Source organism: Pseudomonadota bacterium (assembly GCA_030775045.1).
In the GTDB taxonomy this organism is placed as follows: domain Bacteria; phylum Pseudomonadota; class Alphaproteobacteria; order JALYJY01; family JALYJY01; genus JALYJY01.
In genome coordinates, this window is sequence record JALYJY010000006.1 from 1 (window position 1) to 20,890 (window position 20,890).

The following is a 20,890-nucleotide window of genomic DNA, read 5'->3' on the forward strand; positions in this document are numbered from 1 at the left end:
CTATCTGACCATCATGGATCTGGGCCGGATCCGCCTGATCGGCCGCTGTGGCATGCTGAAAATTGCCCTGCGGAAGAAATGGGCGGTCATGCTGGGCGGCGCCACTATCCGCTTTCGTCGTCCCCTGCCGCCGTTCCGGAAATACCTTCTGAAAACCCGGCTGATGGCGTGGGATGACAAGTGGTTCTATATACGCCAGACGTTCGAGCTGCCCGATGGAACCGTGGCGGCCACTGCACTGGTCAGGGGCCTGTTCCGCGCCAGGGGGCGCAGCATCCCGCCGGTTGAGGCACTGCAGGCCCTGCCGGGAGGAGGACCTTCTCCCTCCCCTCCACTGCCGCCTGAAGCTGCCTTGCTGGATATGGAGAAAACTGTATGAACAGCCTGGGCATCACCAGTGATCTTTTTTTCAGAAAGGCCGGTCTGGACCGTGACACTGTCCAGGCCACTATCCGCGATGCGGTCCACGGTGCGGACGACGGGGAGCTGTATCTGGAGTACAACCAGTCGGATTTCCTGTCCTGGGACGATGGCCGGCTGAGAAGCGCCAGTTTTGACACCACGCAGGGGTTTGGTCTGCGCTCGGTATCGGGCGAGGCCACGGGTTATGCTCACTCGGGCACCCTGAACCATGACTCCCTGCGCCGGGCATCGCAGACGGTGAAGGCTGTCCGTACCACAGGACGGGGGGCTGTTGTGGCGGACCCGCCGGTAGGGACCAACCGTCTTCTTTACATGCCCGACAATCCGCTGGAGAGTGTGGATTTCGAGACAAAGGTCAAACTTCTGGCCGCCATGGATGCGTACGCCCGGGCGAAGGATCCCCGGGTGGTCCAGGTGCGGGCCTCCGTCGCGGCCCAGTGGAAGGCTGTGCGTATCATCCGCGCCGACGGGCACGAGGCGGCGGATGTGCGTCCCCTGGTGCGCATGGATATTTCGGTGGAGGTCAGCGATGGCCAGCGTATGGAAACCGGTTTTCACGGTGGTGGGGGACGCTTTTCCCTGCAGGACAGCATGGACCCCGCACTCTGGCAGGGCTATGTGGACGAAGCCCTGCGCCAGGCGCTGGTCAATCTTGAATCCGTTCCCGCCCCTGCCGGCGAGATGCCTATTGTACTGGGTGCCGGATGGCCGGGGATCCTGCTGCACGAGGCTATCGGTCACGGGCTGGAAGGGGACTTTAACCGCAAGGGGACATCAGCCTTTGCCGGTCTGATGGGGCAGCGCGTGGCGGCTCCCGGCGTTACTGTGGTGGATGACGGTACGATCGAGAACAGGCGCGGCTCCCTGACCCTGGACGATGAGGGGACTCCCAGCCAGCGCACCGTGCTGATCGAGGACGGGATCCTGGTGGGCTTCCTCCAGGACCGCATGAATGCACGGCTGATGGGCGTGAAACCAACCGGCAATGGTCGCCGCCAGAACTTTGCTCACATGCCCCTGCCGCGTATGACCAACACCATCATGATGCCGGGTAAACACACGCCGGAAGAAATTATTGCTTCGGTCAGCCGCGGGCTTTATGCGGTCAGCTTCGGCGGCGGACAGGTGGATATCACCTCAGGCAGGTTTGTGTTCGAGGCGACCGAGGCTTACCTGATCGAGAACGGAAAGATCGGGCCCGCTGTGAAAGGGGCCACCATTATTGGAAACGGCCCCGATGCCCTGACGAAAGTGACCATGATCGGCAACGACCTGAAAATGGATCCGGGTATGGGGATCTGCCACAAGGGCGGGCAGACAGTTCCCGTGGGCGTCGGCCAGCCGACCCTGCGGATTGATGGTCTTACTGTTGGGGGTACGGGGGTTTGATTTACCTCTCCCTCAAGGGGAGAGGTAAATATTTACTTCCTCATCCACGCCCCGGCGGGGTTCATGACAAACTGGCCGGCAGGTGTACGGCTTACCAGTTCCTGGCCAGCAACAGCCTGGACCTTGGTGAGGGACGTACCGTTATTCGCAGCGATGCTTTCGTAGCGCTGGCGGCGCTGGGCGTTGATCTCCTCGACCATCTTTTTCACCTGGGCCGAGGCTGCAGGCGAGACAACTCCAACGAGGCCATCAGGGCGTTCCCCCACCATTCCGGCCACCTTTGCATCCTCCAGTGTGGACTGGGCAAAGGCAGGGACAGGAGAAACCGCCAGCAGGGCAGCGCACAGGGCAGCAGTAACAGCAAGATGACGGATCATGGCTCAGTTCCTTCCTGTAGCGGGGGGCAGACCAAAGAGGCCCGGATCATTTTTGATGACATTGTCCAGATCACGCTCGACCTTGACGCGGACTTCCTGTTCAATCTTCACATTCAGATTGATCTCGATGGGCTTGTCCGGTGCCTCGACCTTCACGGTCGGATTGCACGCAGCCATCAGGGTCAGGGCTGTCGCTGCAAGGGCGATACGGCACGCTGTTATTTTTTTCGGCAAGTGCATCATTCCTTGACCTGCTCCTCAAGAAGCTGTTTCTGGACCGCATCCGGAATTTTCCATGTTTCCAGGCTGCGGCGGACAATTGTATCAAGCGCCCCGCTGAGGGCAAGGTTCAGGGAGACCGGGTATCCGTTATAGAATTCCGGATTGGCTCCCCTGATTTTCAGGCCCACGGTCAGGGTCTGGCCCACCGTTCCGTCCAGAGTGGCCTGCAGGGATTCGTATCTGAAGTTCGTCAGGGCCTGCATCAGAATTCCTGTGCCGCTGCCGGCATCATCCTGGAGATACGACGGAGGTTCGGACGGGTTGTACCCGAGGGTACCGGACCCTTCCGCTTCCAGGACGCCATGGTCCAGGTGAATTATGTCACCCTCAAGGCGCAGGGGAATGCTGCCGGTCATGATCCCCGTGGCCGCCAGACCCTCCACATTCACAAGCTTCAGGATCTGCTCCAGCCGGATCTTTTCGGCTGATAAAGTGGTACTGACTTTCGGCGTACGGATATCGGTGCGGAAAGGTTTTACGGACAGTTTTCCGCCGGACCAGCCGGTGTGGAAATCATTCAGTGCGAACACACCTTTCGGCGAAAGACCAAACTGCAGACTGGCGTCCGTGAGGGGAACGCCGATGTTGATTTCCTTTGCGGTCAGCGTCTGTTTCTCGGGGATGGAGAAGGGGGCCAGGGAGGAAATGTTCACGGTGCCATTCAGGCCGGAGACGGTGTACGTGTCCCGCTGGAGGCCGCCGTCCTTGATATTCACTGAACCCTTTCCGCTGAAGCCATCCCCGGTCCAGCGCAAGTCAGCCTTTGCTCCGAATGTCCCTGTGATCTTGTCCAGATGGCCGGAAAGCCAGGGAGACAGGGCGGGGAGGGACGCGAATTCCGACAGTGTCGCAGGAATCAGGGTCACAGAGGCCTTGCCCTGGCCTGCTTTCATGTCATGGGAGCCTTCAGCCTCCACAATCAGGCTGCCCATGGCCACGTCGGCCTTGCTGAGGAATTTCAGGGCTTCTGACGGATTCCCGGTCACAGTGGCGTTGATTTTTGCCGGCACCAGAAACGGGGGATCAGAGGTGTTTTCCACTGTTCCTGCAGCCAGTTCCGCTGTCAGCGGAACTGGCTCGGCCGGGACATAGCGGGCCTTGATGGAAAGATCCCGGGCTGTTACCGGGATTTTCTCGCCGGTCACGGACTGTATAGAGGCTTCCAGGGCAGCCTGCAGACCTGCCTGTCCGGACAGGGTTGCGTGAACTGTTCCAGCCAGGTTCCGGGCAGCCATGCCTGGCAGCTCAGCCCGGTCCTGGGTGAAGGCAATATTGCCTTCCATATTTCCGGCTTTCCGGCCCTTTCCTTCAAGGGTCAGGGCCGTTTCCCCCAAAGGATGGACCAGCTTTCCTGTACCCGTAACCTTCAGTGCCCCCTGCTCATCCCGTGTGATAACAGCATCGGCAGTCATGGTCATGGGGCCAAAGGTACTGTCCACAATAATGACGGCATTTTTCAGGGCCAGTTCTGAAAAGGGCAGGGCGGGAATGACAAGGGGACCAGCATCGTCCTGCTCCCTTTCCGGCAGGGCAAGGCCGGCCACCGAGAGTTTCCCCTGGCTGTCCACAGAGATCTTCAGGGCCAGGTCATGAACCGTGATCGTCCTGGCTTTCATCTGGAGCAGACTGGCCAGCGGATAATGGATATCCACACGGGGAAAAACCTGACCCGCATCGGGATCAAGGAAGATGCTCAGGTCGGCCCTCGATAATCCCAGGGATGTAACCTCGACCCGGGCTTTGGGAAAGCCGGCCTGTTGCAGGGCCACTGTCAGCCGGTCTGCCAGAAAGGGAGGAAGAAATCGCGGGATCAGCAGATAACAGCCCCCTGCCACCAGCAGGAGGAACACAAAGACCCACAGCCACCGGCGTCGCTTCTTTGAGGCCATCCTGCAGGTTACCGTGCTGGTTTCTTTTGCGCGAAGGTGTTGCAGCCTTCTGCCGTGCGGCATGCTGCATGACGGGTCAGGGAATTGCCGGACAGGCAGGTTTTGAACGCCAGGGCGGTGTCAGGAGGAATGGGCGTATCCGACATCTGGCAGTTCTGGGTACCGGCTGTATGGCTACAGAGGATGACGTGACGGGGGCCGGAGCAACTGTGGGTCAGAGTAATGTTTGTGCATCCGGACTCTCCGGCAACCGGTTTCTGTCCCACAGCCTTTGTGCAGGCCTCATACCGCAGGGGCTGCGAATCGGCTGCAGACAGCGGGCGTGAGGCCAGAAAAAGAATTCCCGCAGCCAGCAGGATTGCAATGACAACAAGAAGCAAGCGATGCCGGAATGTCATCCTGATCTCCTTCTGTGTGTCGGAACAGTCCTATTTCGCAGACCCCAGAATCATCATCATCTGCCGGCCTTCCAGCTTCGGCATCTGTTCGACCTTCGACAGGGGGGCCAGTTCATCCTTTACCCGCATGAGCATTTTCAGGCCCAGTTCCTGGTGGTCCATCTCGCGTCCGCGGAACTTGATGGTGAACTTGATCTTGTGTCCTTCCTCAAGAAAGCCGCGGGAGCTTTTCAGTTTGACCTGGAGGTCGTGTTCATCCGTGGTCGGGCGCAGCTTGATCTCTTTCAGTTCTACAACCTTCTGGTTCCGGCGGGCCTCGGCAGCCTTTTTCTGGGCCTCATAGCGGAACTTGCCGTAATCCAGGATCTTGCACACTGGCGGATCGGCGTTCGGTGATATTTCGACCAGATCCAGGCCGGCTTCTTCCGCAGCAATCAGGGCTTCACGGATGCCGACAACACCGATCATTTCGCCATCGGCGCCAACCAGACGGACAGAGCGAGCGTTGATCTCGCGGTTCACACGGGGCCCGTCGTTGCGGGCCGGCGGTGTGGGGGATGACAGACGGACGATGGAACCTTCTCCTTGTTTTCAGTGGTGCCAGCCTTTGCAGCTGGTATTCACAAGGATAAATCCTGTTTTTCGGGTCACATGTCAAGCGGCAATGACAGAACATGGCCATCCGTGGTATCTGCGAGGGGGCTGATATTTTCCATTTTCTGTTCGGCGGAACTGCATGTCCACCATTGATCTTCATGTTCTCGAGCTTCTGTGTTCCAGGATCTGCCACGACCTGATTGGTCCTGTCAGTGCTGTGGGCAATGGCATCGAGCTGATGGAGGAGGAGGGAGAGGACATGGCAGGGGATGCCATAGCCCTGATCGCCCACAGCGCGCAGCAGGCCTCGCGGAAACTGGCCATGTTCCGGCTGGCCTACGGGACGGGTGGCAACAGCAGTTCGGTTCCCCTGGACCAGCTGGCCCCCGTGGCCTCTGGTTTTTTCGAAGGAGGGAAAACGCAGCTGTCCTGGTTTGAAGGGGGCCTGTCCTCCCTGGATGCCAGAGGAGCTGTAAGGCTTCTGGCCTGCATGCTTCTTTTGGCGGAGGAGGTCCTGGTCTATGGCGGAACTGTCACCCTTTCAGAGACCGGTGAAGGTTTTTCTGTTCTGATGGAGGGGCGCGCCGCCGGTCTGAAGTCTGAAACCCGCGCGGCCCTGGAGGGGCAGGCTGATCCATCAGCCCTGACTCCCCGCACAGCCCATGCCTTTGTCACGGGCCGCTTTCTGGAAGATGCGGGATGGGCTCTGACCCTGCACACCAGCCAGGAAGACCGCCTTGAGATGCTTATTCAGGCTGCTGCACCAGGGCCGGATTGAGGCGGCGGTAACTGAGGGCTTCGGCCACATGGCGGCTGTTGACGCCGCTTTCACCTTCCAGATCTGCCAGTGTGCGGGCCACGCGCAGGACACGGTGATACCCCCTGGCTGACAGGCGCATGCGGTCCGCGGCTCTGGACAGAAGATCCCGGCCGGCCTGGTCAGACGCTGCGATGCGTTCCAGAACGTCTCCGTCCGCTTCTGCGTTGGTTCTGATGGTTACGCCCATGGCCTGAAAGCGCTCTTCCTGGATAGTACGGGCTGCAGCGACGCGGGCTGCTACCTGGGCGGATCCTTCAGCGGCTGGCGGGAGGGCCAGGTCGGCAGGACTGACTGCAGGAACATCCACATGAAGGTCAATGCGGTCAAACATGGGGCCGGAAATGCGCGACTGATAGTCTGTGCCGCATTTCGGGGCACGGCCACACGCCAGGGCCGGATCACCCATATAGCCACAGCGGCAGGGGTTCATGGCGGCCACCAGCTGGACCCGGGCGGGATAACTGACGTGATGGTTGGCGCGGGCCACAGTGGCCCGGGCGGTCTCCAGCGGCTGACGCAGGGCTTCCAGCGCCGGGCGGCTGAACTCAGGCAGTTCGTCCAGAAACAGCACGCCGTGGTGTGCCAGGCTGATCTCTCCCGGCTTTGCGCGGATCCCGCCGCCCACCAGCGCAGCCTGGGATGCAGAATGGTGCGGATCGCGGAAGGGCCTGCGCCGCAGCAGACGTCCGCCTTCCAGAAGACCAGACACGCTGTGGATCATGGAAACCTCCAGCGCCTCGGCCGGGGACAGGGGCGGCAGGATCCCCGGCAGACGGGAAGCCAGCATGGATTTGCCCGATCCGGGCGGTCCGGTCATCAGCAGGTTATGGGCGCCGGCGGCGGCAATCTCCAGCGCCCGTTTGGCGCTTTCCTGTCCCTTGATGTCCCGCAGGTCGGGAATGGCGCCGCCATCTTCGGCAATCCTGGGAACAGGTGGAGTCAGGACCTGGGTGCCCTTGAAGTGGTTGATCAGGGCCAGCAGGGTGGAGGGGGCCAGGATCTCCACATTACCGGCCCACGCAGCCTCGCCGCCACTGGCGGCCGGACAGATCAGTCCCATCCCGAGGGCCGAGGCATGCACGGCGGCGGGCAGGGCGCCGGCCACTGGCGTCAGTGTGCCGTCCAGTGCCAGTTCCCCCAGTGCCACATAGCGGCCCATTTCCTCGTCCGGCAGTACGCCCATGGACACCAGCAGGGCCAGCGCGATGGGCAGGTCAAAATGCGACCCTTCCTTCAGCACGTCGGCGGGGGCCATGTTGACGGTGATCCTTTTGGGCGGCATGGACAGGCCCAAGGCATACAGGGCGGCCCGGACCCGCTCGCGGCTTTCGCCTACAGCCTTGTCAGGAAGGCCCACGAGCATGAAGTTCATGGCGCCGCCCGACATCTGGACCTGTACGTCCACATCCAGGGTCTCAATGCCCTGAAAGGCAACAGTTCTGACCCGTGATGCCATGGATTTCCTGCCAGTCATACAGCTTATTCGGATCCAAATCTAATGCTGTTCATGCGCTGTGTCATCGGGAATGTTGTGAACTTTCCACGGGCGTCCGGAAAATGGAACAGCTGACACGCCAGGTCCGTGTCTGCTAGACAGGCTGAAAACCGGGAGAGAAAAAGTGACCACGGTACAGTACGACAACACCCTGCAGGATACCCTGCGCTTCATGCTGCATTTCAACAGGAAGGCCCTGTCCCTGTGGCGGGGGGTCAGGATAACCCTGTTCTTCCTGGTGTTCTGCTACCTGGCAATGCTGTTGCTGATTGTGCTCAGACTGGATTTCAGGGTTTTTGATCCAGTCTACACTGTATGGCAGGATTCCCTGTATGCAGCCCTGTATACAGGCTGGATATGGTTTTCTTATATTTTCAGGGGGGCCGGCCGGATTTTCCTGGACGCATGGTATATATGGCTTCCATTCTGTGTCTTTTTTCTTCTGTCGCCTTTTCTGAACAGGTTCATATACGTGCGCCGGGTCAAAGCCCTTTTTGCAAAGGGTAAAAACCGGTCCATATTCGGACCGTGGACCATAACCATCAGCCCGGAGCATGTTCTGGTTGAGACCCCCTGGATCCGGACCACCGTGGCATGGCCGGCTATTGAAAAGGTCGAGCGCGTCAGGGACGATATTTACATCTACATTACGACAGCCAGCGCGTGGTCGGTTCCGCGCAGGGCGTTCGACAGTGAGGCGACATTCCAGGCTTTTTATAACGAGTGCCGGAAGTATGTGGAAGCAGGAGAAAAAGCTGCATGTTCGCCCGGTTGAAAGGCATTATTGACAGCATTGATCTGGACCGTCTGGTTCTGGACGTGAATGGTGTGGGCTATCTGGTGCTGTGCTCGGGCCGCACCCTGCGACAGGCGGGGCGGGAGGGCGAGGCGCTGGCCCTGCACATCGAAACCCACGTGCGCGAAGACGCCATTATCCTTTACGGCTTTGCCGATGTGGACGAGCGTGACTGGTTCCGCCTGCTGACCACCGTTCAGGGCGTCGGGCCCAAGGTGGGCCTGGCGCTGCTGACAGCCCTGCCGCCGGACCAGCTGGGCCAGGTCATTGCCGCCCAGGATGCTAAGACGCTCACCCAGGCGGATGGTGTAGGACCCAAGCTGGCCAACCGCATCATCAGCGAGCTGAAGGACAAGGTGGCGGGACTTGTGTTTGCGGCTCCGGCCACCGGCAAGGGCAAGGCTGGATCCGCTGCTGCCCCTCCTTCTGCCGGTGCGGCGGGAGAAGCCGTGTCCGCTCTGGTCAACCTGGGCTACAAGCGGACCGAGGCTTTTGTCGCAGTGTCTGCCGCCATGGGCCGGCTGGGTTCTGACGCCGCTGTACAGACCCTGATCCGTGAAGGCCTGAAGGAGCTGGGCAAGGTATGAGCGTAGAGGAAGCCCGCGAGGTTACCGCCGGAAAGCGGGAAGGGGACGAGGCAGAGGCCTCGATCCGGCCCCTGTCCCTGGATGATTTCACGGGCCAGAAGCAGGTGCGGGAAAACCTGAAAGTCTTTATCGCGGCGGCGAAGGCGCGGGGCGAGGCTCTGGATCACGTGCTTCTCCACGGTCCGCCGGGGCTTGGCAAAACCACACTGGCCCAGATCATCAGCCGTGAGATGGGCGCGGGGTTTCGCGCCACGTCCGGCCCCGTCATTGCCCGGGCCGGCGATCTGGCGGCGCTGCTGACCAACCTGCAGCCCCACGACGTCCTGTTCATTGACGAGATCCATCGCCTCAGCCCGGCGGTGGAGGAAATCCTCTACCCCGCCATGGAAGACCATCACCTGGACCTGATCATCGGTGAGGGGCCGGCGGCGCGGTCAGTGCGAATCGATTTGCCGCCCTTTACCCTGGTGGGCGCCACGACACGCTCGGGCCTCATTACCCGGCCCTTGCGCGAGCGGTTCGGCATTCCCCTGCGCCTGCAGTTCTATGAGCCGGAGGAGCTGGAGCAGATCATCCGCCGGGCCGCTGGCGTCCTGTCCATGACTATCACACCCGATGGCGCAGGAGAGATTGCGCGACGCTCCCGCGGCACGCCGCGTGTGGCCGGCCGCCTGATGCGCCGCGTGCGGGATTTTGCCGCGGTGGCCGGAAAGGGTGTTGTGGATGCTGCCGTGGCCGACGCAGCCCTGACGCGGCTGGAGGTGGACCGCCAGGGCTTTGACGCCATGGACCGCCGCTTTCTGGGCTGCATTGCCAGCAACTATGGCGGTGGGCCCGTCGGTGTAGAGACCCTGGGTGCGGCGCTGGGCGAACAGCGGGACGTGCTGGAGGAAGTGATCGAGCCCTACCTGATCCAGCAGGGGATGCTGCAGCGTACGCCCCGCGGTCGTATGCTCACCGACGCCGGGTATCGCTATCTGGACCTTACGCCGCCAGCTTCCGCCCAACGGCAGATGGAGATGCCGGGCGACGCCTTTTCTGGGGATGTGCTGGAGATTTTTCCTGCTGACGGGGATTTCTAGCACGGGCTGGAGCAGGCGGTTCAGCGGGTGTGAAGATGGCAACCAGGCCCAGACTTCCTGTGCCAACATACTCCATACTTTCAATACGATATCCGCTCTCGCGGGCTATTCTTCTGAGGTCTGCCGGAGAATAGGCTTTGGACCGTCCCCATGCTTTCGAACAGATTACGTTTGGATGCCCGTGCTCAACCGAGCACCGGATCCCCAGCTTTTTGTAATATTTCTTCCTGATCTTCATTCTTTTCTTTCCTGCGGCCACTACGCTTACAAAAACTTTTCCGGAAACAACCTGTCTTAATCCCCGCAGGACCTTTCTTTCCTTGCCCGGCATATTTCCCAGTGTGTTCCAGGCCAGAACAGCATTGTCAAAGGATTTCGGTCTGAATGCCGAAGTCAGTTTTGTTGCATCAAGCTGTCTGAATTTCGCCTCTTTTGGATCAAGTTTCAGGGCAAGGCATGTCAAAATCATTTCACGGTCGTAATCGATGCCTTCATATCCATGGACGCACATGGACATATCCTGTGCAAGTCGTCCTTCCCCGCATCCAACATCCAGGAGTTTCTTGCTTCTTTTTCGCTCAAGGAATTTTGCCAGAAGCCTTTTTTCTGCGGTAAGGTATGAAATATATTCACGAGGGTACAACAAAACCTGAAGGGCAAAACTTTTCAGGGAAGCCATGGTTTGATTCCTTATACAATCGACGGTTGCATATCTCCCTGTGTTTTTTGGCCCGGGGAAATACTTTCATCAAGGGTTTCTTTTGGCATAATCGCACTTTTGAAACCGGACGCCGGATCCGCTATGGTATTCCGGGTTTCAGAAACTGTCGGGGAATGACATGAGAAAGTATCTGCTGTTTCCGCTTCTGTGCGCTGTGCTGCTGCTGTCTGCGCCTGCCAGGGCCGATGTGAACCTGTTCCAGAAGGCTGAAGTGTTCCGGACTGTGGAGTCGGGAGACCTGAAAGGACTGGAGGCTGCCCTTGTACGGGGTGAGGATCCCAACATGGCCGATGGGAAGGGGCGCACTCCCCTGATCTTTGCCATTGCATCCCGCAACCTGGACATGCTGCAGGTCCTGCTGAAGCACAGGGCCAATCCCCGCAAGGCAGACAAGGCCGGCAATACTCCCATGCACTGGGCTGCGGAAGGCGGTGATCCCCAGATTGTCCAGATTCTTCTGGACAACAAGGTGACCCCGGATCCCGAAAACAGGGAAGGGATGACTCCGCTGCTTGTTGCCGCGAAGCAGGGGCATGCGGCGGTGGTGGAAAAGCTTCTGTCCGCCGGGGCTGATCCGGCACACTCGGACTTTACAGGTCGGGACGCGCTGTCCTGGGCGGAAGATTCCCGCAACGCCCAGGTCCGGGTGATCCTGCAGGCGAAGGCAGGGAAGTAGGCTGCTGCCACCTATGGAAAAATTATATGATCTGTATCTGACATCCACATTCAGGAATCCCTGGAATGTGTGGTTCAATCCTGTTCTGGGAGAGGCGCTGGAAAAAACCGGCCTTTGCTGCTACCTGCCGCACCGGGATACAAACCAGAAGGGAACAGCCGGGGAAATCTTTGGACAGGATCTGGCAGGAATCCGGTCCAGCCGGACCATTCTTGCCCTGGCGGAGAATGAAAGCCCCAACTGGGGCGCCGAGGTTGGCTATGCCTGGGCATTGGGGATTCCTGTTATCGGACTGGCCCGCCAGGATCATGCCCTTCCCCTGATCCTTGCCGGAATGATTCCGCACGTGCTGCGGGTCCAGAATCTTGACGCCATTGATTCGTATCTCGACAGCCTGCATGGGATGATCGCGAAAAACCTGCAGTCTGAAAAACAGGATTCGTGCTGTTGACAGAGTCCGGGAATCTCTTTAAGAGAGCGCTTCCGTTTGTGCCCAGGTGGCGGAATTGGTAGACGCGCTGGTTTCAGGTACCAGTGGTAGAGATACCGTGGAGGTTCGAGTCCTCTCTTGGGCACCATCAGACCTCTACCCTGACGGGAAACGGATGCCCGGCAGGGGTTTTCTGGTCACAGGGAGGGGTCCTTGACTGTTACACTTTATACCGGGGATCTGCCCGCCGGCCTTGATCTGGGTCCGGCAGTCGCCGTGGACACGGAAACCATGGGGCTTAATCCGGGCCGTGACCGGCTGTGTCTGGTCCAGCTGTCCTCCGGTGACGGGAACGCCCACCTGGTCCGGTTTCCGAAGGGACAGTACGAGGCGCCCAATCTGAAGCGGCTTCTGGCTGATCCGGCCGTCACAAAAATCTTTCATTTTGCCCGTTTTGATACAGCCATCCTGAAAGCATGGCTGGGTGTTGACTGCGCCCCCCTATACTGCACCAAGATTGCCTCGCGTCTGGTGCGAACCTTCACCGACCGCCACGGTCTGAAGGAACTGTGCAAGGATCTTCTGGGAACTGAAATCTCGAAACAGCAGCAGTCCTCGGACTGGGGTGCGGACAAGCTGACCGCCGAACAGCTGGCCTATGCGGCTGCGGATGTCCTGCATCTGCACCAGATCCGCGAACGGCTGGACATGATGCTGCAGCGGGAAAACCGGGTGGAGCTGGCCCAGGCCTGTTTCCGCTTCCTGCCGGTACGTGCCGCCCTCGATCTGCAGGGCTGGCCAGAAGTTGACATTTTTGCCCATTAAATTCACCGGACATGATTGCGCAGGGAAAACAGATGAGCGGGACAGTTGCGGTGAAAGAAAAACCAAAGGTTGAGCATACGGAAATTCTTTCTGCGGCCCGTCGCGTTCTGGGTCAGGAGGGGCAAGCGCTGGAGAAGCTGGCGGCCAGTCTGGGCGGCGAATTTGTCCGTGCAGTCCAGCTTGTGGAAGGTGTCAGGGGCCGTGTGATCCTGACCGGCATGGGCAAGAGCGGCCATGTGGCCCACAAGATTGCTGCCACCCTGGCATCAACAGGAACGCCGGCCTTTTTTGTCCATCCGGCCGAGGCCAGTCACGGCGATCTGGGGATGGTGACGGACCAGGATGCTGTTCTGGCTCTGTCATACTCGGGCAATACGGCGGAGCTTCAACCCGTTGTGGCCTATACGCGCCGGTTCCGAATTCCCCTGCTGGCCATGACGCGGCAGGCAAAATCTGCACTGGCCGAGCAGGCAGACGTCACCCTTCTGTTGCCGGATGTAGCCGAGGCCTGTCCGCTGGGGCTGGCGCCCACCACATCCACAGCCATGATGATGGCGCTGGGGGATGCCCTGGCTGTCACTCTTCTGGAGCGCCGGAATTTCACGGCCCATGATTTCCGCCAGTTCCATCCCGGTGGTTCCCTGGGCCAGCGGCTGGTGAAGGTCAGCAGCATCATGCATACAGGGGACAGCGTTCCCCTGGTATCCATGGACGCGCGGGTTTCAGATGTCATTCTGGTCATGACGTCCCGGGGCTTCGGGTGCACGGGCGTTCTGGCGGCTGATGGCTCCCTGGCGGGGATCATTACGGACGGCGACCTGCGCCGCCATATGGGACCGGCCCTGCTGGACCAGAAGGCGGGGGAGATCATGACCCGCTCTCCCCGCACCATTCACAGCAACGCGCTGGCGGAAGAGGCACTGGCCATGATGAACATGACGGAGCGTCCGTTCACGGCGCTCTTTGTGGTGGATGACGGGAGGCCCCTGGGGATCCTGCATATCCATGACTGTCTGCGGGCGGGGGTAATCTGACAGGGCAATGGTATGGGGCTGAAGAATTCTGTAATCGGGGAACCCAGCAGACTTTTCACTGAACAGGACGGAATGCACAGGAAACCTCCCCCTCTTTCAGCCATGCACATGCGGCGCCAGGAAACGCCCACAGGGCATTCTGCGCCGGCTGAGCCGGGGAAGATACCGCCGCGGCCCCATCCTGCGGGAGGTATTCCTGCGCGCAACAGGCCCCTGCCGGGTCCCCGCCCCCTGTTGCCCCATCATTTCAGAAAGGGATATACCCGCCTTGTCCGTCTGCTGAAGGTGATACTGCCTCTTGTTGCTGCCGGACTTCTGGTCATGCTGGTAGTCTGGCCGTTCCTGGAAGAAGGGGGAAAGGCTCCTGTTGCCGATGACGGTGGCGAACTCCAGATGCTCAAACCCCGGTATGTGGGAAGAGACAGTGAGAACAGGCCATTCTCCCTGTGGGCGGAAAGGGCCGTCCAGTCTGCCTCCGGAACAGATGTTGTTACCCTGGTTTCTCCGCAGGGGGAGCTGACAACCACTGATGGACATATGGTGACAATCAGTGCCCGTACAGGAGAATACAACCAGAAAACGCGCAATCTTCTTTTGGTGGATGATGTGCTCGTGTATCATGACGACGGCTATGAGCTGAAAACCAGCCGGGCTGTCATCGAGACCCAGACCATGAACGCCTGGGGAGAGGCTCCCGTCTCAGGACAGGGGCCTTTCGGAAGCATCCGGGCCAAGGGGTTCAGGATGACAGAGCGGGGGGGAAAACTGGTCCTGACAGGTCCGGGCCAGGTAACCCTGACCAGGATCGACTATTAGGAGGATACCATGGCCCGGAAGGCCTGGTTGCTTGTCCTGCTTGTTCTGGCTGCCCCGCTGGCCCCGGCGTGGGGGCAACAGGGCCTGTTGTCCGGAACGGGCAGTACTGACGACAAGACTCCCGTGGAAGTCCAGGCCGACGAGGCTCTGGAATGGCACCGGGATGACAAGGTCTATATTGCAAAGGGCAATGCCAGCGCAAAACGCGGTGATATGACCTTGCTGGCCGATATTCTCACGGCCCATTACAGGGACGGGGCCAACGGTGGAACGCAGATCTGGAAGCTGACGGCCTCGGGGAATGTCAGGATCATTACTCCTACGCAAAAAGCTTTCGGGGATGAGGCGGTATATGACGTGGACCCGCAGGCCGCTGTTCTTACAGGGAAAAACCTGAAGCTGGAAACGCCCCAGGACACTGTAACAGCACAGGACAGCTTGGAATACTGGAGCCTGGACAAAAAGGCCGTGGCCAAAGGCAATGCCGTGGCCACCCGGGGCCAGAACCGGCTGAGGGGAGATGTGCTCGAGGCCCGGTTCCAGGAGAATGCCCAGGGAAATCTGGATCTGAAAACCATTGATGCTGTGGGGGATGTGACCATCGTGACGCCCAGTGATGTCCTGCGAGGCCAGAAGGGGACCTATAATGTTCTGGCTCAGACAGCTGTCATTGACGGCGATGTCAGGATTACGCGGGGGGATAACCAGCTGAATGGCGACAGGGCGGAGGTCAATCTGGCCACAGGAATCAGCCGCATGCTGTCGTCCGGTCCAACGCCCGGAAAGACGGGCGGGCGCGTCAAGGGTCTGTTTGTCCCTAACAAACCTCCGGACATAAAAACGCAGAACGGAACCCCGAAACAGCAGGGCAAAAAGCCCTCCCGGGGGAACTGACAGGACATCATGAACAACCGTATAACGCTCAAACCTTCTGCACCGCCACCCGGATCTGTTGTGGCTGAGCCTGCTTCCGGAACAGTCCTGTCGGTGCACAATGTTGGCAAAAGCTATAAGGGCAGACCTGTCCTGCGGGATGTCAGCCTGTCCATCCGCAAGGGCGAGATTGTGGGGCTTCTGGGCCCCAACGGCGCTGGAAAGACGACCTGTTTCTATATCATTACGGGTCTGATCAGGCCTGATACGGGGAATATCCGGCTGGGCGGAGTACAGATTACCTCCCTTCCCATGTACCGCCGGGCCCGCCTTGGTATCGGCTATCTTCCCCAGGAAGCCTCGGTTTTCCGGGGCCTGACCGTGGAGGACAATATCCGTGCGGTCCTGGAAGTGGCAGAGCCCGATACGGACAAGCGCGCGTCCATGCTGGAAACTCTTCTGGCCGAGTTCTCCATCACACACCTGCGGCGCACGCTTGCTATAGCCCTGTCGGGAGGAGAGCGCCGCCGTGTGGAGATTGCACGCGCCCTGGCCACGCGGCCTGCCTTTATCCTTCTGGATGAGCCCTTTGCAGGTATTGACCCCATCGCCATAAATGATATCCGCGAACTGGTGATCCATCTGCGTAACCGGGGAATCGGTGTTCTGATTACCGATCATAACGTCCGGGAAACCCTGGATCTGGTGGATCGGGCCTGTATTATCCATGAAGGAAGGGTTCTGCGCGAGGGAACAGCTGCCGAGATCGTGTCTGACAGGGACGTCAGGCGCGTTTACCTTGGAGAAAGTTTCAGTCTCTATAATAAAGAGAGCGAAGCAAGGGAAAAAGTGTTACAGGACTGAACTCCCGTCATCGGGGAGCCTTATCCATACAGGACCTTGTGCAGTTTTCGAGCAGATACAGGAAAGCCAGAGCCATGAACCTGACCATCAAGGGCAAGCAGATTGATGTGGGTGATGCCCTCAGAACCCATGTGACGGGACGTCTGACAGAAGTCATTGGCAAGTATTTCGAGAACCCTCTCGAGGGATCTGTCGTTTTTTCCCGTGACAGACACCACATGTTCCGGGCGGACATCCAGGTCCACATCGGCCGGGGCATTGTCCTGCAGAGCAGCAGCGAGGCCAGCGAGGCCCATCCGGCCTTTGACCTGTCCCTGGACAAGCTGTCCACGCGTCTGCGCCGGTACAAAAGCCGTCTGCGTGACCATCACAAACGTTCCGTTGCCAACGGCAGCACACTGGCCAGCCCTTACTATATCCTGCAGCCCGAGGCCGAAGATTCTCCGGAAGAAAACAGCAAATCCGCTGACAATCCTGTCATCGTGGCCGAGATGACCACCAGCATCGAGAACCTGACGGTGGGCGAGGCTGTGATGCGCATGGATCTGGCTGATACCCCGGCCTTGGTTTTCCGCAACCGGGCGCATGGAAAGCTGAATGTCATCTATCGCCGCAACGACGGGCATATTGGCTGGATCGATCCCCGGGAGATCTGATTCTGTGGAAAAGTCAGTACGGATATGATGCGCCGGTGTTCCAACATATTGTTTTTTCAGAAAAAACAGTATCGCGATTGCTTTCACCGGATCTTCGGGTAAAGTCTGTCCATCCTTGAGCAACCCTGAGGGAGAACCATGCCTCTTTCTGTCATGAAGATCCTGACCCAGCGGTCCATCATCCCGAACATGAAGGCCTCCGGGAAAAAGCAGATTCTCCAGGAAATGGCGGCCCGGGCCGGTGCTGTTACCGGCATTCATGAACGGGCCATCTTTGACGTTGTTTTCGAGCGCGAAAAGCTGAGCACCACGGGCATTGGCCATGGCGTCGCCATTCCCCACGGCCGCCTGTCCGGACTGGACAGGGTCTGTGGTTTTTTCGCCCGTCTGGATCGTCCTGTGGCTTTTGAGGCCATCGACGACCAGCCAGTGGATCTGGTGTTCATGCTTCTGGCGCCACCCGAGGCGGGAGCAGACCACCTGAAAGCCCTGGCGGCGGTGTCCCGTCTGCTGCGTGATACCCGCATGTGTGAAAAGCTGCGGGGCTGTGGATCTGCGGATGCCGTTCTGGCCCTTCTGGCCCAGGATGAGCTTGAGGCGACCCCGGCGGCTGCCTGAGATCATGACACGGTAACTCCGAACGGGATGAGGATATCCCTGCCGTTCTGCCTGACCTGAAGAAACAGCTTCAGAAACCCGCTGCGTTCCGGGGTCAGGTGGAACTGCAGCCCGGGACTGCTGGCGCCCTGTTCCAGAGGATGGATGTGGGCCATGGTGGCAAAGTCATCATAAAAACCGGCGATGTGGGCGCGTGCGCCCATCACTGGCTCCAGATCTGTAATGGGTTGGTTTGATGCATCAGTAGTGATGCGGAATGTTCCCATAACAGGGATGCCTGCTTTCAATGGTCCATCAAAAGACAGGGTGGCTTTCAGGCCTTCTGCCTGTCCCTGCAGCGAAACTGTCTTGTCCGCGCAGGATCCTGAACACGGATTTTGGCCTTTCAGAAGCGCTGAGGGGAATTGGCGCTGTTGCCCCACGGGGGTGATATCAGCCCATATCCTGTAGGATCTGTCTGCGGATGGAGTAAACGAAGTGATATATGTACCCAGCAGAGGGCCCGGCTCCGGATGAAGGTGGTGATAGTCTGCCAGGGTTTCATCCACCACCAGGAAATGGACTTTCTCCGTATGAACCTCCTCCAGCCTCTCCGGAGTGAGAAGGGAGCCATCACCGCCAGCAAGCTGGGCAAACAGGGGATTGGCCTGTTCCGGATCCAGGGTTTTCAGGATGACTTCAAGCCGGGCCGGGGCATCCGGAGGTGCAGAATTATGGCCTGCATGGCCGCTGTTATCCGCAAGACCTTGAACCGGTATCAGGGTGGCCAGGATCAGGGATATGAGGATTTTGAGCATGGTATTCACCCCTGCATCCAGAAAGAACCAGATCGTGGTTTTCCTCAACCAGCCTTGCAAAAGGCAGGAAGAGCGGAGAGGGGAGGCTGTCCGGACTGAACCAGCGCCATTCAGAAATTTTCTCCGGTTCCGGGTTTGTAGCCTTCTGCCCTGGGGGGAGAAGGGCTTTCATATAAACTGTTACGTAGTGTTTCCCTGTGTCCGGGAACACCACATTGGTCAGTGAGAGAAAAGTCGGGCCGGCAATCACCAGGCCTGTTTCTTCCAGTGTTTCCCGGATGGCGCAGTCCTCAAAGCTTTCCCCGTACTCCAGATGGCCGCCGGGTATTCCCCAGGCGCCAAAGCCATGGGGGCTGGTCCGTTGACCCAGAAGGACATAGCCATCCGGATTGATGATCACAACGCCCAGCCCGACGCGCGGCCCCTCATTATGCGACAAGGGACTGAAAGAACTGGATAATGTCATGACGGAAAACCCAGAGATAACGCACACCCACAAAGAGCAGGATCAGGAAAAGCAGGGAAGCCAGCCTGGGAGTGCGGAGCACCAGAAAGGGCACGAGGCGGATCAGCACGCCAATAAAGAAAATGGCCAGGACAATGATAACGGTTGGCAGCAGTGAAAACATGGCAGCCTCCCGGTTCAGGTGCCCATGAAAAGCGCCGGCACAGCCCAGGGAGACACGGGCCATAGCATCAGGAAGGACGGGTAATAGAAGATCTTTCGCCGCAGGTCTGCTTCCGTTACAGGCTTTCCGTCCTCGAAAGTCAGCTGCGGAGAGAAACTGTGGGTCCAAGGGGTGCTCCAGGGCGCCTCTCCCAGGGGCGTTTCCAGATAGAGGTTGTACTGTTCAGCAAAGTCGGGGCTGGAGACGTCTGTCCGGGCGATGGTATAGCGGGTTCCGGCCGGCACTTTTTCGGCCGCTGCAACGACCTGCAGGCCTGCGGGATCCCCATAGTGACTGCAGGCGCCATCGGGGGCCAGTTTCTGAAGGGTCGTCCGGGGCCCTGACTGCGGGGAATCCTTTTGCTCCAGTTTGTACAGGCAGGCCTCCCCGGCCGTCATAACGGTCTTCCCGTTGGCGGGGAAGTACACGGAACTGCCAGATATTTTCAGAAAATACAGGGGAAGGAAAACCGCCAGGAACAGGATCAGGGTTATCATTCCGTAAGGCTTGCCCCATTTCCGGGCCATCCAGATCAGGGCGATTATGAAGGGAATGGCGCACAGAAAGCCGGACCATCCCAGGTTCACCACTCCTGCGTACGAAAACAGGGCGGCAACTGCAAAGAGGACAGGACGGCGCAAGTGGGAAAGGATGCTCTGGGTCATGGCTGCAGACTAGCCGTATGCAGGGCCGGCAGCAAGATCCGGCGCTGCTGCAACAGCGAATTTATATATTGATGCAACAGTTTCCGGCCTTTATAAATCGGGGCAATCAGTTTGCACTGTAATGGTTTATGGACGCGAAAAGTATCAGAAACCTGTCCCGCCGGTCTGTCACTCCCAGGGTTGTTGCCCTTGGGGCAGTACTTTTGTTTGCTCCTGCCCACAGAATACAGGGATGGCCAGAGACCGGAATGGCAGTTTCCATGCAGAAAGCCCATGGAACGCCGGTCTGGTCTGAATACCCGCCCCTGAGGCCACCGGCGGAAACGGAACAGGTCCGGCCGGATCCGCAGGGTGGTCAGGATATTTCCGGTGCGGCGGCTGCAAGGGCGCAGATGGACACTTGGCTGGCCTTGGGAAGACTGGGACAGGCCATGGAAGAGTATGAGTGGTCGGTGGCTGATTACGCGTCCTGGGTGCAGGACTCTGACAACCGGCCCTTCAATCCCCGTAGTCCTGATGCGTATACCTTTGAAAATATAGCCAGACTGCGCGGGGATATGCTTCAGCAGCTGGCGGAGGCCGAAACCCTTCTGGAACGGGCTGAAGAGCAGTGCCATGGCAATCTGGATCTGCCTCCGGAAATACAGGATCTGTGCAGTGCACGGCTGAAGCAGGCGGCAGATGATATTCAGGATGGAAAGATTGACCAGTACATGAGGCTGTTTATTGCAGCGGGCGAGAGCCTCAACGGTCCGGATCGTGAAGGGCAGACCATGGAGGCTTGCAGGATCATGGAAAGCTATTACCTGCAAGCCATGAGCCTGACGAGGCGCTACGAAAGGGATTGTGGCGACGGCCTTCTGGGACCGGAGTGTAAAGACACCACGACAGGTCGGGATGACAGCTATGATACCGAAGAGGCTGGCCCTGTACTGGGACAGTGCCAGCTCCGCCTGCATCCAGAATACTTACCCTGTAAAAACGGCGTCATGCTGAACAAACGCCAAGGGGCTTCCGAAGGGATCCCGGGTATAGGAAATGTACTCTCCCCACGGCATCCTTTCAGGTTTTGAAATCTGTCCCAGAACAGAAGCAGCGTGGGCGGTGAAAGT

Annotated in this window: 27 protein-coding genes and 1 tRNA gene; 17 read left to right on the forward strand and 11 right to left on the reverse strand. The window is 59.1% G+C overall.

Features of this window, described 5'->3' with window-relative positions; all coding sequences use genetic code 11:
- Both M3O22_00940 and tldD read left to right on the forward strand, forming a co-directional pair.
- Positions 1 to 379 (forward strand): thioesterase family protein (locus tag M3O22_00940; GenBank protein MDP9195328.1); only part of this gene is annotated, 379 nt, incomplete at its 5' end.
- Positions 376 to 1,812, forward strand: a complete 1,437-nt coding sequence (gene tldD, locus M3O22_00945; GenBank protein MDP9195329.1) for a metalloprotease TldD — start codon at positions 376 to 378, stop codon at positions 1,810 to 1,812. The genes M3O22_00940 and tldD, both read left to right, overlap by 4 nt.
- Before the next feature lie 32 nt (positions 1,813 to 1,844).
- Here tldD and M3O22_00950 read toward each other — a convergent pair whose 3' ends face one another.
- The 5 genes from M3O22_00950 to infC are packed head-to-tail and all read right to left on the reverse strand — an operon-like array spanning position 1,845 to position 5,322.
- On the reverse strand, positions 1,845 to 2,189 hold the full coding sequence (locus M3O22_00950; protein ID MDP9195330.1) for a YdbL family protein: 345 nt from the start codon (positions 2,187 to 2,189) through the stop codon (positions 1,845 to 1,847).
- 3 nt (positions 2,190 to 2,192) lie between these two features.
- Positions 2,193 to 2,429, reverse strand: coding sequence for a YnbE family lipoprotein (locus M3O22_00955; protein MDP9195331.1), 237 nt, complete (start codon positions 2,427 to 2,429; stop codon positions 2,193 to 2,195).
- The gene (locus M3O22_00960) at positions 2,429 to 4,360 is read right to left on the reverse strand and encodes a YdbH domain-containing protein (GenBank protein ID MDP9195332.1); all 1,932 of its coding nucleotides are present in this window, start codon (positions 4,358 to 4,360) and stop codon (positions 2,429 to 2,431) included. Before M3O22_00960 ends, M3O22_00955 begins: the two co-directional genes overlap by 1 nt.
- 8 nt (positions 4,361 to 4,368) lie before the next feature.
- Positions 4,369 to 4,758, reverse strand: a complete 390-nt coding sequence (locus M3O22_00965; GenBank protein ID MDP9195333.1) for a hypothetical protein — start codon at positions 4,756 to 4,758, stop codon at positions 4,369 to 4,371.
- 30 nt (positions 4,759 to 4,788) lie between these two features.
- Positions 4,789 to 5,322 carry a translation initiation factor IF-3 gene (infC, locus tag M3O22_00970; GenBank protein MDP9195334.1) on the reverse strand — a complete coding sequence of 178 codons (534 nt, stop codon included), beginning with the start codon at positions 5,320 to 5,322 and terminating at the stop codon, positions 4,789 to 4,791.
- A 172-nt stretch (positions 5,323 to 5,494) separates the two neighbouring features.
- Between infC and M3O22_00975 the strand changes: the two genes are divergently transcribed.
- Positions 5,495 to 6,133, forward strand: coding sequence for a histidine phosphotransferase family protein (locus M3O22_00975; GenBank protein MDP9195335.1), 639 nt, complete (start codon positions 5,495 to 5,497; stop codon positions 6,131 to 6,133).
- On the opposite strand, the gene M3O22_00980 is transcribed toward M3O22_00975, so the two are convergent.
- Positions 6,102 to 7,631 carry a YifB family Mg chelatase-like AAA ATPase gene (locus M3O22_00980; protein MDP9195336.1) on the reverse strand — a complete coding sequence of 510 codons (1,530 nt, stop codon included), beginning with the start codon at positions 7,629 to 7,631 and terminating at the stop codon, positions 6,102 to 6,104. The genes M3O22_00975 and M3O22_00980 overlap by 32 nt on opposite strands.
- A gap of 163 nt (positions 7,632 to 7,794) precedes the next feature.
- On the opposite strand from M3O22_00980, the gene M3O22_00985 reads away from it, so the two are divergent.
- From M3O22_00985 to ruvB, 3 genes are read left to right on the forward strand one after another with little or no spacing between them, the layout of a single operon-like run.
- On the forward strand, positions 7,795 to 8,445 hold the full coding sequence (locus M3O22_00985; protein ID MDP9195337.1) for a YcxB family protein: 651 nt from the start codon (positions 7,795 to 7,797) through the stop codon (positions 8,443 to 8,445).
- A complete protein-coding gene (gene ruvA, locus M3O22_00990) occupies positions 8,430 to 9,053 on the forward strand; it encodes a Holliday junction branch migration protein RuvA (protein MDP9195338.1) in 624 nt (207 codons plus the stop codon). The genes M3O22_00985 and ruvA overlap by 16 nt, the downstream gene beginning before the upstream one ends.
- A complete protein-coding gene (ruvB, locus tag M3O22_00995) occupies positions 9,050 to 10,135 on the forward strand; it encodes a Holliday junction branch migration DNA helicase RuvB (GenBank protein MDP9195339.1) in 1,086 nt (361 codons plus the stop codon). The genes ruvA and ruvB overlap by 4 nt, the downstream gene beginning before the upstream one ends.
- On the opposite strand, the gene M3O22_01000 is transcribed toward ruvB, so the two are convergent.
- Positions 10,038 to 10,814, reverse strand: a complete 777-nt coding sequence (locus M3O22_01000) for a class I SAM-dependent methyltransferase (protein ID MDP9195340.1) — start codon at positions 10,812 to 10,814, stop codon at positions 10,038 to 10,040. The two genes, ruvB and M3O22_01000, sit on opposite strands and share 98 nt — an antisense overlap.
- Positions 10,815 to 10,974: 160 nt before the next feature.
- Here M3O22_01000 and M3O22_01005 point away from each other — a divergent pair, with 160 nt between their 5' ends.
- From M3O22_01005 to ptsN, 10 genes are all read left to right on the forward strand, one after another.
- Positions 10,975 to 11,532 carry an ankyrin repeat domain-containing protein gene (locus M3O22_01005; GenBank protein ID MDP9195341.1) on the forward strand — a complete coding sequence of 186 codons (558 nt, stop codon included), beginning with the start codon at positions 10,975 to 10,977 and terminating at the stop codon, positions 11,530 to 11,532.
- A 67-nt stretch (positions 11,533 to 11,599) separates the two neighbouring features.
- Positions 11,600 to 11,983, forward strand: a complete 384-nt coding sequence (locus M3O22_01010) for a nucleoside 2-deoxyribosyltransferase (GenBank protein ID MDP9195342.1) — start codon at positions 11,600 to 11,602, stop codon at positions 11,981 to 11,983.
- Positions 11,984 to 12,023: 40 nt separating this feature from the next.
- Positions 12,024 to 12,110: transfer RNA gene (locus M3O22_01015), tRNA-Leu, on the forward strand.
- A gap of 65 nt (positions 12,111 to 12,175) precedes the next feature.
- On the forward strand, positions 12,176 to 12,787 hold the full coding sequence (locus M3O22_01020; protein ID MDP9195343.1) for a ribonuclease D: 612 nt from the start codon (positions 12,176 to 12,178) through the stop codon (positions 12,785 to 12,787).
- A 32-nt stretch (positions 12,788 to 12,819) separates the two neighbouring features.
- Positions 12,820 to 13,821, forward strand: coding sequence for a KpsF/GutQ family sugar-phosphate isomerase (locus M3O22_01025; GenBank protein ID MDP9195344.1), 1,002 nt, complete (start codon positions 12,820 to 12,822; stop codon positions 13,819 to 13,821).
- Positions 13,822 to 13,893: 72 nt separating this feature from the next.
- Positions 13,894 to 14,637, forward strand: coding sequence for an LPS export ABC transporter periplasmic protein LptC (lptC, locus tag M3O22_01030; protein MDP9195345.1), 744 nt, complete (start codon positions 13,894 to 13,896; stop codon positions 14,635 to 14,637).
- A 9-nt stretch (positions 14,638 to 14,646) separates the two neighbouring features.
- Entirely contained in the window at positions 14,647 to 15,531 is an 885-nt protein-coding gene (locus tag M3O22_01035) for a hypothetical protein (protein ID MDP9195346.1), read from the forward strand.
- A 9-nt stretch (positions 15,532 to 15,540) separates the two neighbouring features.
- Positions 15,541 to 16,374, forward strand: a complete 834-nt coding sequence (gene lptB, locus M3O22_01040; GenBank protein MDP9195347.1) for an LPS export ABC transporter ATP-binding protein — start codon at positions 15,541 to 15,543, stop codon at positions 16,372 to 16,374.
- Positions 16,375 to 16,448: 74 nt separating this feature from the next.
- A complete protein-coding gene (gene raiA / locus M3O22_01045) occupies positions 16,449 to 17,030 on the forward strand; it encodes a ribosome-associated translation inhibitor RaiA (GenBank protein ID MDP9195348.1) in 582 nt (193 codons plus the stop codon).
- Between the two features lie 138 nt (positions 17,031 to 17,168).
- Positions 17,169 to 17,648 (forward strand): PTS IIA-like nitrogen regulatory protein PtsN, encoded by a 480-nt coding sequence (ptsN, locus tag M3O22_01050; GenBank protein ID MDP9195349.1) that lies wholly within the window; start codon positions 17,169 to 17,171, stop codon positions 17,646 to 17,648.
- A 2-nt stretch (positions 17,649 to 17,650) separates the two neighbouring features.
- Here the strand turns inward: ptsN and M3O22_01055 are convergent, their stop codons facing one another.
- The 4 genes from M3O22_01055 to M3O22_01070 are packed head-to-tail and all read right to left on the reverse strand — an operon-like array spanning position 17,651 to position 19,778.
- The gene (locus M3O22_01055; GenBank protein MDP9195350.1) at positions 17,651 to 18,445 is read right to left on the reverse strand and encodes a hypothetical protein; all 795 of its coding nucleotides are present in this window, start codon (positions 18,443 to 18,445) and stop codon (positions 17,651 to 17,653) included.
- Complete coding sequence (locus M3O22_01060) at positions 18,381 to 18,911, reverse strand: NUDIX hydrolase (protein MDP9195351.1); 531 nt, start codon at positions 18,909 to 18,911, stop codon at positions 18,381 to 18,383. Before M3O22_01060 ends, M3O22_01055 begins: the two co-directional genes overlap by 65 nt.
- Complete coding sequence (locus M3O22_01065; protein ID MDP9195352.1) at positions 18,874 to 19,074, reverse strand: hypothetical protein; 201 nt, start codon at positions 19,072 to 19,074, stop codon at positions 18,874 to 18,876. Before M3O22_01065 ends, M3O22_01060 begins: the two co-directional genes overlap by 38 nt.
- Positions 19,075 to 19,088: 14 nt before the next feature.
- Positions 19,089 to 19,778 carry a hypothetical protein gene (locus tag M3O22_01070; protein MDP9195353.1) on the reverse strand — a complete coding sequence of 230 codons (690 nt, stop codon included), beginning with the start codon at positions 19,776 to 19,778 and terminating at the stop codon, positions 19,089 to 19,091.
- 248 nt (positions 19,779 to 20,026) lie between these two features.
- Between M3O22_01070 and M3O22_01075 the strand changes: the two genes are divergently transcribed.
- Entirely contained in the window at positions 20,027 to 20,851 is an 825-nt protein-coding gene (locus M3O22_01075) for a hypothetical protein (protein ID MDP9195354.1), read from the forward strand.
- The last annotated feature ends 39 nt before the right edge of the window (positions 20,852 to 20,890 follow it).

Excerpts from the sequence above, each read along its gene's own strand:
- M3O22_00980 (MDP9195336.1), bottom strand. The coding sequence starts at position 7,631 with ATGGCATCACGGGTCAGAACTGTTGCCTTTCAGGGCATTGAGACCCTG.
- lptC (MDP9195345.1), top strand. The coding sequence starts at position 13,894 with ATGCACAGGAAACCTCCCCCTCTTTCAGCCATGCACATGCGGCGCCAG.
- ruvA (MDP9195338.1), top strand. The coding sequence starts at position 8,430 with ATGTTCGCCCGGTTGAAAGGCATTATTGACAGCATTGATCTGGACCGT.
- M3O22_01070 (MDP9195353.1), bottom strand. The coding sequence starts at position 19,778 with ATGACCCAGAGCATCCTTTCCCACTTGCGCCGTCCTGTCCTCTTTGCA.
- M3O22_01075 (MDP9195354.1), top strand. The coding sequence starts at position 20,027 with ATGGCAGTTTCCATGCAGAAAGCCCATGGAACGCCGGTCTGGTCTGAA.
- M3O22_01005 (MDP9195341.1), top strand. The coding sequence starts at position 10,975 with ATGAGAAAGTATCTGCTGTTTCCGCTTCTGTGCGCTGTGCTGCTGCTG.
- M3O22_00960 (MDP9195332.1), bottom strand. The coding sequence starts at position 4,360 with ATGGCCTCAAAGAAGCGACGCCGGTGGCTGTGGGTCTTTGTGTTCCTC.
- ruvB (MDP9195339.1), top strand. The coding sequence starts at position 9,050 with ATGAGCGTAGAGGAAGCCCGCGAGGTTACCGCCGGAAAGCGGGAAGGG.
- M3O22_00950 (MDP9195330.1), bottom strand. The coding sequence starts at position 2,189 with ATGATCCGTCATCTTGCTGTTACTGCTGCCCTGTGCGCTGCCCTGCTG.
- M3O22_01025 (MDP9195344.1), top strand. The coding sequence starts at position 12,820 with ATGAGCGGGACAGTTGCGGTGAAAGAAAAACCAAAGGTTGAGCATACG.
- M3O22_01035 (MDP9195346.1), top strand. The coding sequence starts at position 14,647 with ATGGCCCGGAAGGCCTGGTTGCTTGTCCTGCTTGTTCTGGCTGCCCCG.
- lptB (MDP9195347.1), top strand. The coding sequence starts at position 15,541 with ATGAACAACCGTATAACGCTCAAACCTTCTGCACCGCCACCCGGATCT.
- tldD (MDP9195329.1), top strand. The coding sequence starts at position 376 with ATGAACAGCCTGGGCATCACCAGTGATCTTTTTTTCAGAAAGGCCGGT.
- M3O22_01000 (MDP9195340.1), bottom strand. The coding sequence starts at position 10,814 with ATGGCTTCCCTGAAAAGTTTTGCCCTTCAGGTTTTGTTGTACCCTCGT.
- M3O22_00955 (MDP9195331.1), bottom strand. The coding sequence starts at position 2,429 with ATGCACTTGCCGAAAAAAATAACAGCGTGCCGTATCGCCCTTGCAGCG.
- M3O22_00975 (MDP9195335.1), top strand. The coding sequence starts at position 5,495 with ATGTCCACCATTGATCTTCATGTTCTCGAGCTTCTGTGTTCCAGGATC.
- M3O22_01060 (MDP9195351.1), bottom strand. The coding sequence starts at position 18,911 with ATGACATTATCCAGTTCTTTCAGTCCCTTGTCGCATAATGAGGGGCCG.
- raiA (MDP9195348.1), top strand. The coding sequence starts at position 16,449 with ATGAACCTGACCATCAAGGGCAAGCAGATTGATGTGGGTGATGCCCTC.
- ptsN (MDP9195349.1), top strand. The coding sequence starts at position 17,169 with ATGCCTCTTTCTGTCATGAAGATCCTGACCCAGCGGTCCATCATCCCG.
- M3O22_01065 (MDP9195352.1), bottom strand. The coding sequence starts at position 19,074 with ATGTTTTCACTGCTGCCAACCGTTATCATTGTCCTGGCCATTTTCTTT.
- M3O22_00965 (MDP9195333.1), bottom strand. The coding sequence starts at position 4,758 with ATGACATTCCGGCATCGCTTGCTTCTTGTTGTCATTGCAATCCTGCTG.
- M3O22_01055 (MDP9195350.1), bottom strand. The coding sequence starts at position 18,445 with ATGCTCAAAATCCTCATATCCCTGATCCTGGCCACCCTGATACCGGTT.